Here is a 14,100-nt window from a genome sequence, read left to right on the forward strand (position 1 = left end):
AAATAACAATTTTCTCTTGCCTGAACTCTTTTTGGGCGGCTTTACTTTACTCAGACATCACCCGGAGTTATTCATGAGGCGTAACATTCACGTTACACAAAACGAGTATTTGCTTAACGAAGGCTCGACCTTAATGTCGACCACCGATACACAAAGTCATATTACGTACGCGAATTCAGCCTTTATTGATGCCAGTGGTTATAAAGAAGAACATCTTATTGGTGAGCCCCATAATGTGATCCGCCACCCGGATATGCCCCCGGAGGCGTTCGGCGATATGTGGTTTACCCTGCAGCAGGGCGAGAGCTGGACCGGCATGGTGAAGAACCGTCGTCACAACGGGGATCATTACTGGGTGCGGGCCAACGTGACGCCGGTTTATCAAAATGACGCCCTGACCGGTTATATCTCGGTGCGAAATATACCCTCGCGCCACGAGATTGACGCCAGTGAAGCGCTTTACGAGCGGGTGCGAAATAATGAGTTAAAAGGCCACCGTTTTTATAAAGGGGTGCTGGTACGTCGGGGTATTCTCTCTTTTCTTTCACTATTTAAACGGCTCAGCATCACGAAACGCGTTAATTACGCCCTTGGGATTACTGCCCTGCTCACTTTCGCCGTTCCTTTATTTCTTCCTGCCGGGATAATACAGACAGCGGCGCTGGCGCTGCTGTTTATTATGCTTGGGTTGTTTCTTAACAACCAGATTTGTCAGCCGTTAAAAACCATCGTAAAACAGATGCAGCGTGTGGTTTCGGGTCGCAAAACGGATCACAGCCATTTCGATCGCGTCGATGAATTAGGCTTAATGATGCGGCTGGTTAATCAATCCGGCTTAAACCTCAACTCGCTGGTGGATGATGTCGGGGCGCAGATCGGCGGCATCCGCGATATCAGCCAGCAGGTGGCGCAAGAAGGCGATGCGCTGCAGGCCCGCTCGGAGGAGACGGCGGACGATCTGCAGCAGACCGCCGCCGCGGTAGAAGAGATTGCCAGCGCGGTTAAGCAGACTGCCGAAACCGCAGAAGAGGCGATCCAGATGGCCGACCAGACCAGCGCCAGCGCCTACCGCGGCGAGGCGGTGATGAAGCAGACCATCGGCGTGATGCAGTCTGTCTCGCGCGATAACGGCCAGATTGTGGATATCATCGCGGTAATCGACCGTATCGCTTTCCAGACCAACATCCTGGCGCTCAATGCCGCGGTGGAAGCCGCCCGCGCCGGTGAAGCCGGACGCGGATTTGCGGTGGTGGCCGCAGAAGTGCGTAACCTGGCCCAGCACTCAGCCTCTGCGGCGAAAGAGATCGCGGCGCTGATCGAGAAAAACGTCGCCAGCGTCAATGCCGGGGTGGATATGGTGGAGCAGACCGAAACCCAGCTGACCACTATGATTGGCAACGTGCTGAACATGTCGGCTCTGATAAAAGAGATTGGACACGCCACCCAGGAGCAGACCCAGGCCCTGAGCCTGATTAATGAATCCATTTCCCGTATTGGGGTGATGACCCACAACAACAGCGGGATGGTGGAGCACGTGACCCAGGCGGCTAACCACCTGACCCAGCGCACCACCCGCCTGCAGCAGGCGATTGCGGTGTTCGGGGGCTAAGATCGTGGGGGCGAAAATGTATTTTCGCCCTAATATTAAGAGAAGTGGTATCTGGACCAGGGTAAATTGACGAACCACCTTGCTAAAGGTTAAGTTCATCCCTGGAATTTCCAGAATAGTTCAGAAGGTAACTGGCATGAGAAAAAAAACCGTCACAAAAGCCCAAATTTATCGTTCCGTTGCCAGTTCAACAGCGATCGAAACAGGCGTGTCTGTGCAAAAAATTGAACAGCAACTCAAACAGAATCTGGCTCAGGCTAAAGCCGTTGGTCTCGCCCGTTAATCGGGCAAAATATCGTTAACCAGTTGCATCATTGGGCTGTAGTTCCCCGCTACACCGGCCTGGATAGCTCTGAAATAGAAATCTTTATGCTCGTCCCACAGGCTGTAATCCAGTACGCCTTTTCCCGCCAGAACCGAATGTACATCGCAAAGTAGGCGCGACAGACGCCCATTACCCTCTCTGAATGGATGGATTAAAATAAACTCAACATGACATTCAGCCAGATACTTCACCAGCTCAATACGAGTCAGGGATTTTAGTCCATCGGAACGGGTAAGAAACTGCTTCTCAAAGCCAGCAATCAGTAAAGGGATCCTGTCGGCTGCGGCAAATTGAAAACCGTCTTTCCTAAGGTTGGCATTGCGCAATCTCCCGGCCCAATCGTAAACATTCCCCAGCCACTGGCGATGCCACTCCCGGATATGTTCAAAAGTCAGCGGTGCAGTTGGTCGGTCTTCGATAAACAACTGTTCATACAGCAACAGCAATAAGCCGGACTCCAGTGCATCCATTTCACTGGCATCAATGATCCCTAACCTGTTCACCAGAACCGAGTCATCTGAGCCAGGCTGGTAACGCTCTTCAGCGGAATTAAGTTCATATTTTGGCAAGCAATAACCTCCCCTCCAATAAATTCACAACGTTGCATCCTGCATGATCTGGATGGTAATCGAACGATCGTAGCGTTTTAGATTCACCTTATCTACCGCGATTCAGTGAATGGTCGCTGCGTGGCCTGATATCTTACGCCCTGTTCCTGACGACTCACCACCGCCGCAAAAATGGCTAACCCGGCGAAAAGGTCATATCTTTTTATAGCGACGATCGCCGCCGGGGGCCCTGAATGAATGCAGAGAAACTGACGTTAGCGTGCTCACTGCTCGCCTGGGGGGTGCTCTATTATCTGCTGGGCTGGCTCTCGCTCTTCCTCGACGGCCCCGACATCCGGACCGCCTTTATCTGGTTGCCATCTGGCGTCGCCGTCGCCGCTTTTCTGCTTACCGCTAAAAAACTGTGGCTCGCGCTGGGGCTGGTGCTGTTTATCGCCCGTCTTGCACTGGGCATAACCTTCCACCATACGTTTCACGTGTCACTGGTGCTGGGGACGTTTTCACTCCTCAGCCATCTGGGTATCGCCTGGTCGGTGCGCCACTTCTCCCGGGGTTACGATCGGCTGCACAAAATCGTCAACTGGATCATTGCCACGGTTGTCTTCAGCACCCTGAGCGCGCTGGCGGGCGTGGTCTGGCTCTCTTACCTTGCGGGCACCCTGCAGATGGCGTGGTTCTGGCTCGCCTGGAGCGCCAACGTTACCGGCACGCTGTTCGTTACGCCGCCACTGATGGGTCTGCTGGCACCGGATAAAGACCCGCGGCGCGAGTCGCTGGGGGGCGTTTGTCTGGTGTTCGCGATCCTGCTGGCCACGCTGTTTATCTTCAGCGAGGTGCCCGACCGCAGCGATAATATCGCCCTGATCTACTCTCTGGCCTGCCTGCCGTTGATTCTGCTCACCGCCACCACCGTGGTGTGCGGTAATCGCCTGGCGTCGCTGGCGTTTATCCTGTTCAGCGCGGTGGTGATCTACGCCTCCTGGCGGGAAACCGGTCCCTTCTGGCTCGCCCGCCTGACGGCTGAAGAGTCGATTTTGCTGGCGCAGTGCTACCTCTCCGCCGCCGCCCTGCTGCTGGTCTTTATCCGCGCCCAGAAAACGCACCGGCAAAGGGATATTCAGGCCCGGAGTATTGCCTACTCCCTCGATCCTGAGACCGGCAGGCTGGTGTGGGATCCCCATGCTGACCCGACACTTGCCGCGGCATTAGCCCCGGTTAACAGCCGGGAGGCGCTGCTCTCCCGCATTCCCGACCCGGAACAGCAGGCGCAAATGGCCGCCCGCTGGCAGGCAACGGCAAAAGGCCAGCCGGTCGCCGAACGATTTCGCTTTACGCTGACCCTTGCAGGCCACCCGCCCGTGGCGATAACAGAGCGAAATATGCTGCTGATGGCGGACAGGGATCGCCCGGTGATTGTGGCATTCTGGTCTGAGGATAAAGGAAGCCTGTTTCAGCCCACGCCGCAGGAGGAGAGTTAACGATGCTGCAAATCGCCTTTTTACTCGCCGGGGCAGGTTTTGTCCGCAAAGCGGCCCCCTTCTTTATGCTGGCGGGCATTTTGTGGGGCGGACTGGGGCTGGCGATTTTTATCGACGGCTTACAGGGCGGGCTGCATTTTCCGCTGCATGTCTTTGGCCTGTTTCTGCTCCTCGACAGCCTGGTTTCTCTGACGCTGGGCTCGGCGGCGAAGGGAACCCAGCGCGGGATCTTCTACTTCAAGGGCGGTCTGTTTCTGCTGATCGCCATGTTGATTTTATCCGGGCGGCATGACGGCACCCTGGCGCTGGCCATCGTCTTTGGCATTGCGTACTTCATTACCGGCCTGTTCACCATCGCCTCTGCCGTGGTGGTGCGGTTCAGCCACTGGCGACGCGCCCTGATGGCAGGCGTAGCGCAGATCCTGTTTGCGATTTTCTTATTCCTGCCGTTTCCTACGGAGCACGACGGCACCGTCTCGCAGTTTATCGGCATGGTGATGCTCACCGGCGGGGTGCAGTCGGTCATCCTCTCCCTGCGCATGCGCCAGATCCGCCACGGCCGCTCGGTGTTTGATATTCTCGCCCCGCAGGCGCTGATCCCCGGCCCGCGCGAGGCGCTGCCGCCTGTCGTTACGAATACGTCGGGCAATCAGCTGATCGTCCACGTCTGGACCCCGGAAGGATCGGCAAAACAGCAGACCCTGCCGCGTCCGGTGATTAACCGCTATATCGCCGCGGTGGATGCCAACGGCGTGATCTCAACCGGCCATGCGGCGCTTGAGTGCCCGCCGGAACTCTATATCAGCCTCTATCCGGCGGCGGAGATCGACCGTTCCCCTTCCGAGTTTTTTAACCTGCTGAAGGCCGTGGAGGCGAACACCGTGGCGGGAAAATACCAGCCCAGCTACCGCTACGAGGCGGGGATCTGGTGCGAGTCGGACCGCAAAATCCACTTCTCGACCTTTAATGCCGCCTCGTTAACCGGATTCTGGACCCAGTACCGGCAAACCGAAACGTACAACCTGACCTGGCGCAACTGCTCCAGCAGCGTGGCCTATGCCCTGGAGGCGGCGCTGGACGGCGCGCTAAAAGAGCGCTGCGCCCGGGGCGGCTTTGTGCGCCTGCTGTTTATACCGGAACTGTGGATCGCCGCGCAGTTGCGCAAACGCGCCACCAATATGGCCTGGACGCCCGGGCTGGTGCTGGACTACACCCGGGCGCTGCACGCCATCGTTCATCCCGGCGACGTCTCACTTGTTGCACTGATCAAAAAGCGGCTGTTTACGCCTGCGGATACTGCTCGTCGCTAACCTTTTCCAGCCACTCCACCGGGCTGCCGTTCACCGCCTCGGCAATGGCGATGTGGGTCATCGCCGTCTGGGCGCAGGCGCCGTGCCAGTGCTTAACGCCCGGTGGGATCCACGCGATATCGCCCTGATTGAGTGCTTCTGCCTCTTTACCCCACTCCTGTAACCAGCCGCGCCCCTGGGTGACGATCAGGGTCTGGCCCAGCGGATGGGTGTGCCATGCGGTGCGCGCACCCGGCTCGAAGGTGACGGTCGCCCCACCCACTTTCGCCGGTTCGGTGGCCTGAAACGGCGCGTCGATGCGCACGGTGCCGGTAAACCAGGCTTCCGGGCCACGGGCAGACGGTAATGAACCACTACGGATAATTTTCATGCTGACTCCTCGTTTGCTGTTGCGTTAACAGTAGCGCATGCGAACGGCGAGGATTAGACTGCATAATCAGAAAGGAACCATGAGCAAAATTCATATATCCGGAGAGACGCGATGCTGAAAGACAACTTCAACGATCTGCTGTCGTTTATGGTGGTTGCCCGGGAGCGCAGCTTCACCCGCGCGGCGGCCCAGCTTGGCGTGTCGCAGTCGGCCCTCAGCCACGCCATGCGCAATCTCGAAGCCAGGCTGGATATGCGCCTGCTTACCCGCACCACCCGCAGCGTGGCCCCTACCGAGGCGGGAGAACAGCTGTTTATGCGCCTCAGCCCGCACCTGCTGGAGATTGAGCAGGAGCTGATCGCCCTGCGCGATATGCGTGACAAACCGGCGGGCAATATCCGCATTACCGCCGGAGAGCACGCCATGAGCGCGGTGCTATGGCCGGTGCTGAAGCCCTTTATGGCCCAGTACCCGGACATTCATGTGGAGGTGACGGTGGATAACGGCCTGACGGATATCGTCGACGGGCGTTTTGATGCCGGGGTGCGCTTAGGCGAGCAGGTGGCGAAGGATATGATTGCGGTGCGCATCGCGCCGGATATGCGGATGGCGGTGGTCGGCTCCCCGGACTATTTTGCCCGCTTTGGTGAGCCGCAAAGCCCGGAACAGCTGGCGGATCACCGCTGCATCAACATGCGTCTGCCGACGCGCGGCGGTCTGTACGCGTGGGAGTTTACTCAGGAGGGGCGGGAGATCCGCGTCCGGGTGGACGGGCAGCTCACCCTGAACAACCTGCCCCAGCGACTGGATGCCGCTGAGGCCGGTCTGGGGCTGGCGTATGTCCCGGAGGACACGGTGCAGGAGGCTATCAGCCAGGGGCGGCTGGTACGGGTGCTGGAGGCGTACTGTCCGGCGTTTGACGGCTATCACCTCTACTACCCCAGCCGCCGTCAGCACACCACCGCCTTTGCCCTGCTGGTAGAAGCGCTGCGGCGTAGCTGATCTATTTTCCGACGCGGGACATCAGATGCTGCAATACGTTTTTCTCTGAACGCATTCACTGTAGGCAGATTTATTTATGTCTACTACAGCCACAAACTGCTTGTGGTTATGAACTGAACTCATCAATTAGCGGCACGAACTATTTACTTCGATATGCATCACTTTCACTCCGTTATTTTTTGCGTCGAATATTAATTGCAGGTAGGATGCTTCGCCATGTTTTGCCTTATCCATACGCAGAATGACTGGAAAGGCAGAATATTTCCGCGCGGAAGCAATCGTTTGTATTGCCGCTGCGGGTTACGGACATCATGAAAGTGATTTTGACAGGTAAACAGGTAACTCAATGAAAACAAGCAATAAAAGCGCAGCCGATCATCATGCTGCGAAACGTCGCTGGTTGAATGCCCACGAAGAGGGCTATCACAAGGCGATGGGCAACCGTCAGGTGCAGATGATCGCGATCGGCGGCGCTATCGGTACCGGGCTGTTTTTAGGCGCAGGCGCACGTCTGCAGATGGCGGGCCCGGCCCTCGCGCTGGTCTATCTGGTGTGCGGGATCTTCTCCTTCTTTATTCTCCGTGCCCTTGGCGAACTGGTGTTACACCGTCCGTCCAGCGGCAGCTTCGTCTCCTACGCCCGTGAGTTCCTCGGTGAAAAGGCTGCCTACGTGGCGGGCTGGATGTACTTTGTGAACTGGGCGATGACAGGGATCGTCGACATCACCGCCGTGGCGCTGTACATGCACTACTGGGGCGCGTTTGGCGATGTGCCGCAGTGGGTGTTTGCCCTTGGCGCGCTGGCTATTGTCGGTACCATGAACATGATCGGCGTGAAGTGGTTCGCCGAGATGGAGTTCTGGTTTGCGCTGGTAAAAGTGCTGGCGATCGTTATCTTCCTGGTAGTGGGTACCGTGTTCCTCGGCACCGGCAAACCGCTGGACGGCAACATGACCGGCTTCCATCTGATCACCGATAACGGCGGTTTCTTCCCGCACGGCCTGCTGCCCGCGCTGGTGCTGATCCAGGGCGTGGTCTTCGCCTTTGCCTCCATTGAACTGGTGGGTACGGCGGCGGGCGAATGTAAAGATCCCGAGAACATGGTGCCGAAAGCGATCAACAGCGTGATCTGGCGTATCGGCCTGTTCTACGTCGGCTCCGTGGTGCTGCTGGTGCTGCTTCTGCCGTGGAACGCCTATCAGGCGGGCCAGAGCCCGTTCGTGACCTTCTTCTCGAAGCTCGGCGTGCCGTACGTGGGCAGCATCATGAACATCGTGGTCCTGACGGCGGCGCTCTCCAGCCTGAACTCCGGTCTGTATTCAACAGGCCGTATTCTGCGCTCCATGTCGATGGGCGGCTCTGCGCCGAAGTTTATGTCGAAGATGAGCAAGCAGCAGGTGCCTTACGCGGGCATTCTGGCGACGCTGGTGGTCTACGTCTTTGGCGTGTTCCTGAACTATCTGGTGCCGTCGCAGGTGTTTGAGATCGTCCTCAACGTCGCGGCGCTGGGTATTATCGCCTCCTGGGCCTTTATCGTGGTGTGCCAGATGCGTCTGCGCAAAGCGATCAAAGAAGGCACTGCGGCTGACGTCAGCTTCAAAATGCCGGGTGCACCGGTTACCTCCTGGCTGACGCTACTGTTCCTCTTCAGCGTGCTGGTGCTGATGGCGTTCGATTATCCAAACGGAACTTACACCATCGCCACTATTCCACTGCTGGCGGTTCTGCTGGTAGCAGGCTGGTTTGGCGTGCGTAAGCGCGTGCATGAGATCCATAGCACCGCACCGGTACACCCGAATGATGAAAAGCGTGACGGTCCGCTGGTGGAAGAAGCATCAAGGTAAAAGCGTGAATTAAAAAAGGGAAGGCATAGGCCTTCCCTTTTTTTTGCCCGGCGGCGCTGCGCTTGCACGGGCCTACAAAACCGCACACACCGTAGGCCGGGTTGGGCGCAGCCGCCACCCGGCATGAAGACCGCACAGCCCTTTCGCCCGGCGGCGCTGCGCTTGCGCGGGCCTACAAAACCGCACACAACCGTAGGCCGGGTAAGGCGCAGCCGCCACCCGGCACGCAGACCGCACCGCCCTTTTGCCCGGCGGCACTGCGCTTGCACGGGCCTACAAAATCGCACACAACCGTAGGCCGGGTAAGGCGAAGCCGCCACACGGCATGTAAACCGCACCGCCCTTTTGCCCGGCGGCGCTACGCTTGCACGGGCCTACAAAACCGCACACACCGTAGGCCGGGTTAGGCGCAGCCGCCACCCGGCACAATCACGCGCGAAACTTACAGCGCGATACGGATCACGTCATCCGGCTGGGTGGCTTCCTGCTGGCGGGTCGACTTCTGCTTCACCGTCACGTACAGGGTTTTACCGTCGGCGGAGAGCGCCAGGCTGTTCGGGAAGGTCGGGGTGTCGTGGGTTTTGGTCACTTTATAGGTTTTCGCGTCAATCACGCTCACCTTGCCCGCTTCACGGTGGGTAACGTAGGCTTCATCACGCGCCGGGTTGAACAGCACCGCCAGGGATTCAGGCGCGGCCACTTTGCTGATGACGCTGCCGTCTTTCAGGGAAACCACCAGCACTTCCGGCTGTTTGGAGTCGGTAATAAATGCGCGCTGGCCCTTCACGTCGAGGCTCAGGTTCAGGTAGAAGTGCTCTTTCCCGTCGTCCTGCAGCTTCTTACGCTCGATGATTTTGTTGGTGGCAGTGTCGATAGTCACCAGCTCGCCGTCGCCGTTAGTGGTGTACAGACGCTTCGCCTGCGCATCCAGCGCCAGGCCGGTGCTGAACTTGCCGGTACCGGAGATGGTCTCTTTCAGCTTCAGCGTTTCGCCATCCACCACCCAAATCACGCTCTCTTTACCGATGCCGGTAATGTACACGCTGTTGGTAGTGTCATCCGCGACCAGCTCGCGCGGCTGCAGCGGTTTTACCGTTTCGCTACGCTTGCGGTCATCAAGCACCAGACGGCCCTTCACGTCACCGGTTTTAGCGTCAATGGCGGTTACCGCACTGTTGGTGGTGTTACCAAACCACAGCGTCTGGGTGGCGTTGTTGATGGTGGCGCCAAACGGTTTCATGTCGCTATGAATGGCCTGCGTCACTTCCAGCGTCAGCGGATCGAGACGGTACACCACCCCACCTTTATCCGTTTTGCGGCTCTGGGTGGTGGCAACCCACAGCGCATTTTCCTGCTGGCTGACGGCCATCTCATATGCGCCTTTACCAACCGCTTTACGCAGCATCTCTTCTGCGGCATGAACATTAAAAGTACCGGCGACCAGCAGAGAACCCAACAGCAGTGAGCCACGCAGACGCGGCGAGCACAGGTGACGTAAATTCATAACAACTCCCTTTTGAGTAAATGGTATCGCTGACATCGCTTCCGGCTGGCAAAGTCATCGCTTCGCCTGATTATTGATGAGAATAGTAATCATTATTTATCTCAATGTGGAGTAATTCTTGCTCGCAACGGGCCCGTTCGCTGATTTAACCTACACTTGGGTTAACGCTATGTGCTGTTTTGGTTTTCAAAATATTTACAAAAGATTTACCATACACGCACATGTTCCATTTGGTTCGTCCTTTCCTTAACCGGTTTCTTAATCCATGAAAATCTTTTCAGCCCGCAGGGCAACGCTTCCCCTGCTGTTGGTTCCTGTTGTGTTAGCCCCTGTCGCGGCGATGGCCGCCGACGAACAGACCATGATCGTCACCGCATCGCCGCAAACGCTCTCCGAGTTAGATACCCCTGCCGCCGTCAGCGTGGTAAACGGCGAAGATATGCGTCAGGCCGCGCCGCGCATTAACCTCTCTGAATCTCTCGGCAGCGTGCCGGGGCTACAGATCCAGAACCGGCAGAACTACGCCCAGGATCTCCAGCTCTCTACCCGCGGTTTTGGTGCCCGCTCCACCTTTGGGGTGCGCGGGATTCGCCTCTATGTGGACGGTATCCCGGCGACCATGCCGGACGGCCAGGGGCAAACTTCGAACATCGATCTCAACAGCATTGAGAGCGTGGAAGTGCTGCGCGGCCCCTTCTCCGCCCTGTACGGCAATGCCTCCGGCGGCGTGCTTAATTTGACCACCGAAACCGGACGTGAGCCGAACACCGTCGAGGCCAGCAGCTACTACGGCAGCTACGGCACCTGGCGCTACGGCATGAAGGCCACCGGTGCGATGGGCGACGGCACCCACCCGGGCGACGTGGATTACACCGTCTCGACCACCCGCTTCACCACCCACGGCTATCGCGATCACAGCGGCGCGCGCAAAAATCTCGCCAACGCCAAACTGGGCGTGCGCATCGACGACGCCAGCAAGCTAAGCCTGATTTTCAACAGCGTGGATATGAAAGCCAACGATCCGGGCGGACTGGACTATCAGGAGTGGCGGGACAACCCGCGCCAGTCACCGCGCGGGGATCAGTACAACACCCGTAAAACCATCAAGCAGACCCAGGCTGGCCTGCGCTATGAGCGCCAGCTCAGCGCCCAGGACGACCTCAGCGTGATGGCCTACGCCGGTGAACGCGAGATGACCCAGTACCAGTCGATTCCGTATCAGCCGCAGCTCAGAGCCACCCACTCCGGCGGCGTGATTGATATGCAGCGCCACTATCAGGGGATCGACACCCGCTGGACCCACCGTGGGGAGCTGCTGGTGCCGATGACCTTCACCACCGGCCTGAACTACGAAAACATGAGCGAAGATCGTCGCGGGTATGAAAACTACGTGATGAACAACGGGGTGCCGGACTACGGCGTCAAAGGGGCGAAACGCCGCGACGAACGCAACCTGATGTGGAACGTCGACCCTTACCTGCAAACCAACTGGCAGCTGACGCAGAAGCTCTCTCTCGACGCGGGCGTGCGCTACAGCTCGGTGTGGTTCGACTCGAACGACCACTACGTGCAGGGGGCCAACGGCGATGACAGCGGCGACGCCAGCTATCACAAATGGCTCCCGGCAGGCGCGCTGAAGTACCGCGTGACCGACGCCTGGAACCTGTATGCCGCAGCGGGTCGCGGGTTTGAGACTCCGACCATCAACGAGCTCTCTTACCGTACCGACAACCAGAGCGGCCTGAATTTCGGCCTGAAGCCGTCGACCAACAACACCTATGAAGTGGGCAGCAAAACGCGCATCGGCAACGGCCTGTTCACCGCGGCGCTGTTCCGCACCGATACCGACGATGAGATCGTGGTCGATGCCAGCGCGGGCGGGCGCACCAGCTACAAAAACGCCGGTAAAACTCGCCGTCAGGGTGTGGAGCTCTCCCTCGATCAGCAGTTTGCTGAGAACTGGAAGCTGAAAATGGCGTGGACGTACCTGGATGCCACCTACCGCACCAACGTCTGTGGCGATGGCGACTGTAGCGACAACCGGATGCCGGGTATTGCGCGCAATATGGGCTATGCCTCCTTTGGCTGGCAGCCTGTCGAGGGCTGGTACGCGGGCTCTGACGTGCGCTACATGAGCGACATCATGGCCGACGACGAAAACAGCGCCAAAGCGCCGTCCTATACGGTTGTGGGCCTGAACACCGGGTATAAGTTCAACTACGGCAACTGGGGAATGGACGTCTTTGGCCGGGTGGATAACCTGTTCGACAAAGAGTATGTCGGCTCGGTTATCGTCAACGAATCGAATGGGCGTTACTACGAGCCTGCGCCGGGGCGTAACTACGGGGTGGGCCTCTCCGTCTCGTATCGCTTCGAGTGATAATAAGACCGGCAGCCCAGGCTGCCGGTTCTGTTTTACGCCATCTGCGCCTGCTGATCGAGGCGGAACGCCGCCACCAGCGACTCCAGCAGACGGGCCTGATCTTCCAGCGCCCCTGCCGCCGTCGAAGAGGCTCCTACCAGCGAGGCGTTTTGCTGGGTGGTGGTGTCCAGCTCCATCACCGCACGGGAAATCTGCTCGATGCCGCGACTCTGCTCCTCGGAGGCCGAGGAGATCTCACCCATGATGTCATTCACCCGGGTCACCGAGTCCACCACCTGCTCCATGGTCTGCCCGGCTTTCGCCACCAGGTCGCTACCGGTTGAGATGCGGGAGACGGACTCGCTGATCAGCTGTTCAATATCTTTAGCCGCCTGGGAGCTGCGCTGGGAGAGGCTGCGCACTTCGCTCGCCACCACTGCAAAGCCTCGCCCCTGCTCGCCCGCCCGCGCCGCTTCAACGGCGGCGTTCAGCGCCAGGATATTGGTCTGGAACGCGATGCTGTTGATGACCGCGGTGATATCGGCAATTTTTTGCGAGCTGGTGTTAATGTCGCTCATGGTGCTGACCACATCGCGCATGACGCGTCCGCCGTGGGTGGCGGTTTGCGAAGCTTCAGCCGCCAGCTGGCTGGCGTGACGGGCGTTATCGGCGTTGTTTTTCACCGTGGCGGTCAGCTCTTCCATGCTGGCGGCGGTTTGCACTACCGCCGCGGCCTGCTGCTCGGTGCGCGAAGAGAGATCGGTATTGCCTTCGGCAATTTCACTGGCCGCCAGCGACACCTGGGCCACACTGCTGCGCACCTCGCCAATCATCAGGCGCAGTTTGTCGTTCATCCGCCCCATCGCCCCGGTCAGTTTGCCCAGCTCGTCTTCGCCCTGCGGGCGGATTTCAGAGCTGAGATCGCCGCTGGCAATGCGTTCCGCAAGCTGAAGGTTGTGTTTGACCGGACGGGTGATCTGGCGGGTCACCCACCAGGAGACGAGGATGCCGAAGAGGATCGCCGCCACTCCGATGATGGCGGTGATGGTGCTGGAGCTGTAGGCCAGCGAGTCGTTATGGGTTTTGACCAGGGCGATAATGTCGCGGATAGAGGCACTGCTGTTATCCCCGGCGGTTTTGACCTTGTCTTCCGCCGCTTTCAGGGCTGCGGTGGCCGCCGGGTCGTTTTTGTCGGCGTTTAAGGCCGTCATTGCGGTCTGCATTTCGCTCACGCTGCTGCCAAACTGGGCCAGATGCCCGGCAATCGCGTCAACGATAGCCTTCTCTTTTGCCGTCCACTCCAGCTGCTGTGCCTCTTCGGTCAGTTCCGCGGCGTGTTTGACGTAGTTCGCCATCAGCTGGCCGGACTTTTCGTCACCGTTATAGAGGAATTTCAGGCGGTTAATCTTGGCCTGGAAGACCTCGATATTGATGTTGTAGATCAGGTTGGTTTGCTGGTAAACGTCGCGAATCTCTTTAAAGCGCTGCACGCTGAGCAGGGTCGAAACTGCCACCAGCAGCAATACCAGACCAAAACCTGCCGCGAGCTTTCTGCTCATTTTTATATTACGTAATCGTTGACTGACACTCATTCCTGGCTCCTTAAAAGGCGACTGTGCCTTTTAAGGTTATCGGCAGGCTTCCGGGTTATTTCATAGTTAAGCTGGTCTTATCAGTAGGATAAAAAATAGCCTCTTCCGGCAGCGCGTTGTCTGCCGGAAAATAATT

Annotated in this window: 11 protein-coding genes; 7 read left to right on the forward strand and 4 right to left on the reverse strand. The window is 58.3% G+C overall.

What is annotated here, in order from left to right; translation table 11 throughout:
* Window positions 1–73: 73 nt before the first annotated feature.
* Window positions 74–1,609: a methyl-accepting chemotaxis protein gene (locus FHN83_RS23775; protein ID WP_139565155.1), complete on the forward strand. Its 1,536-nt coding sequence runs from the start codon at window positions 74–76 to the stop codon at window positions 1,607–1,609.
* Window positions 1,610–1,745: 136 nt separating this feature from the next.
* Window positions 1,746–1,892 (forward strand): hypothetical protein, encoded by a 147-nt coding sequence (locus tag FHN83_RS23780; protein ID WP_138369021.1) that lies wholly within the window; start codon window positions 1,746–1,748, stop codon window positions 1,890–1,892.
* On the opposite strand, the gene FHN83_RS23785 is transcribed toward FHN83_RS23780, so the two are convergent.
* Complete coding sequence (locus tag FHN83_RS23785) at window positions 1,889–2,503, reverse strand: Fic/DOC family protein (RefSeq protein WP_139565156.1); 615 nt, start codon at window positions 2,501–2,503, stop codon at window positions 1,889–1,891. The genes FHN83_RS23780 and FHN83_RS23785 overlap by 4 nt on opposite strands.
* A 233-nt stretch (window positions 2,504–2,736) precedes the next feature.
* Between FHN83_RS23785 and FHN83_RS23790 the strand changes: the two genes are divergently transcribed.
* Together FHN83_RS23790 and FHN83_RS23795 are read left to right on the forward strand one after the other, a co-directional pair.
* Complete coding sequence (locus tag FHN83_RS23790; protein ID WP_139565157.1) at window positions 2,737–3,981, forward strand: MASE1 domain-containing protein; 1,245 nt, start codon at window positions 2,737–2,739, stop codon at window positions 3,979–3,981.
* A gap of 2 nt (window positions 3,982–3,983) precedes the next feature.
* Window positions 3,984–5,291: an HdeD family acid-resistance protein gene (locus FHN83_RS23795; RefSeq protein ID WP_139565158.1), complete on the forward strand. Its 1,308-nt coding sequence runs from the start codon at window positions 3,984–3,986 to the stop codon at window positions 5,289–5,291.
* Here the strand turns inward: FHN83_RS23795 and FHN83_RS23800 are convergent.
* Window positions 5,263–5,661: a cupin domain-containing protein gene (locus tag FHN83_RS23800; RefSeq protein WP_139565159.1), complete on the reverse strand. Its 399-nt coding sequence runs from the start codon at window positions 5,659–5,661 to the stop codon at window positions 5,263–5,265. The genes FHN83_RS23795 and FHN83_RS23800 overlap by 29 nt on opposite strands.
* Window positions 5,662–5,772: 111 nt before the next feature.
* On the opposite strand from FHN83_RS23800, the gene FHN83_RS23805 reads away from it, so the two are divergent.
* Both FHN83_RS23805 and ansP read left to right on the forward strand, forming a co-directional pair.
* Complete coding sequence (locus FHN83_RS23805) at window positions 5,773–6,663, forward strand: LysR family transcriptional regulator (protein ID WP_139565160.1); 891 nt, start codon at window positions 5,773–5,775, stop codon at window positions 6,661–6,663.
* A gap of 346 nt (window positions 6,664–7,009) precedes the next feature.
* Window positions 7,010–8,506: an L-asparagine permease gene (gene ansP, locus FHN83_RS23810; protein WP_139565161.1), complete on the forward strand. Its 1,497-nt coding sequence runs from the start codon at window positions 7,010–7,012 to the stop codon at window positions 8,504–8,506.
* Window positions 8,507–8,948: 442 nt separating this feature from the next.
* Here ansP and FHN83_RS23815 read toward each other — a convergent pair whose 3' ends face one another.
* Window positions 8,949–10,010 carry a YncE family protein gene (locus tag FHN83_RS23815; RefSeq protein ID WP_139565162.1) on the reverse strand — a complete coding sequence of 354 codons (1,062 nt, stop codon included), beginning with the start codon at window positions 10,008–10,010 and terminating at the stop codon, window positions 8,949–8,951.
* A 265-nt stretch (window positions 10,011–10,275) separates the two neighbouring features.
* Between FHN83_RS23815 and pqqU the strand changes: the two genes are divergently transcribed.
* Complete coding sequence (gene pqqU / locus FHN83_RS23820) at window positions 10,276–12,390, forward strand: TonB-dependent receptor PqqU (protein WP_139565163.1); 2,115 nt, start codon at window positions 10,276–10,278, stop codon at window positions 12,388–12,390.
* A gap of 35 nt (window positions 12,391–12,425) precedes the next feature.
* Here the strand turns inward: pqqU and FHN83_RS23825 are convergent, their stop codons facing one another.
* Entirely contained in the window at window positions 12,426–13,964 is a 1,539-nt protein-coding gene (locus tag FHN83_RS23825; protein WP_039028676.1) for a methyl-accepting chemotaxis protein, read from the reverse strand.
* Window positions 13,965–14,100: the final 136 nt, after the last annotated feature.

Origin of the sequence: Leclercia adecarboxylata (genome assembly GCF_006171285.1) — a bacterium.
In the GTDB taxonomy this organism is placed as follows: domain Bacteria; phylum Pseudomonadota; class Gammaproteobacteria; order Enterobacterales; family Enterobacteriaceae; genus Enterobacter; species Enterobacter barmai.

Excerpts from the sequence above, each read along its gene's own strand:
- FHN83_RS23775 (WP_139565155.1), top strand. The coding sequence starts at position 74 with ATGAGGCGTAACATTCACGTTACACAAAACGAGTATTTGCTTAACGAA.
- FHN83_RS23780 (WP_138369021.1), top strand. The coding sequence starts at position 1,746 with ATGAGAAAAAAAACCGTCACAAAAGCCCAAATTTATCGTTCCGTTGCC.
- FHN83_RS23790 (WP_139565157.1), top strand. The coding sequence starts at position 2,737 with ATGAATGCAGAGAAACTGACGTTAGCGTGCTCACTGCTCGCCTGGGGG.
- FHN83_RS23795 (WP_139565158.1), top strand. The coding sequence starts at position 3,984 with ATGCTGCAAATCGCCTTTTTACTCGCCGGGGCAGGTTTTGTCCGCAAA.
- FHN83_RS23800 (WP_139565159.1), bottom strand. The coding sequence starts at position 5,661 with ATGAAAATTATCCGTAGTGGTTCATTACCGTCTGCCCGTGGCCCGGAA.
- FHN83_RS23805 (WP_139565160.1), top strand. The coding sequence starts at position 5,773 with ATGCTGAAAGACAACTTCAACGATCTGCTGTCGTTTATGGTGGTTGCC.
- ansP (WP_139565161.1), top strand. The coding sequence starts at position 7,010 with ATGAAAACAAGCAATAAAAGCGCAGCCGATCATCATGCTGCGAAACGT.
- FHN83_RS23815 (WP_139565162.1), bottom strand. The coding sequence starts at position 10,010 with ATGAATTTACGTCACCTGTGCTCGCCGCGTCTGCGTGGCTCACTGCTG.
- pqqU (WP_139565163.1), top strand. The coding sequence starts at position 10,276 with ATGAAAATCTTTTCAGCCCGCAGGGCAACGCTTCCCCTGCTGTTGGTT.
- FHN83_RS23825 (WP_039028676.1), bottom strand. The coding sequence starts at position 13,964 with ATGAGTGTCAGTCAACGATTACGTAATATAAAAATGAGCAGAAAGCTC.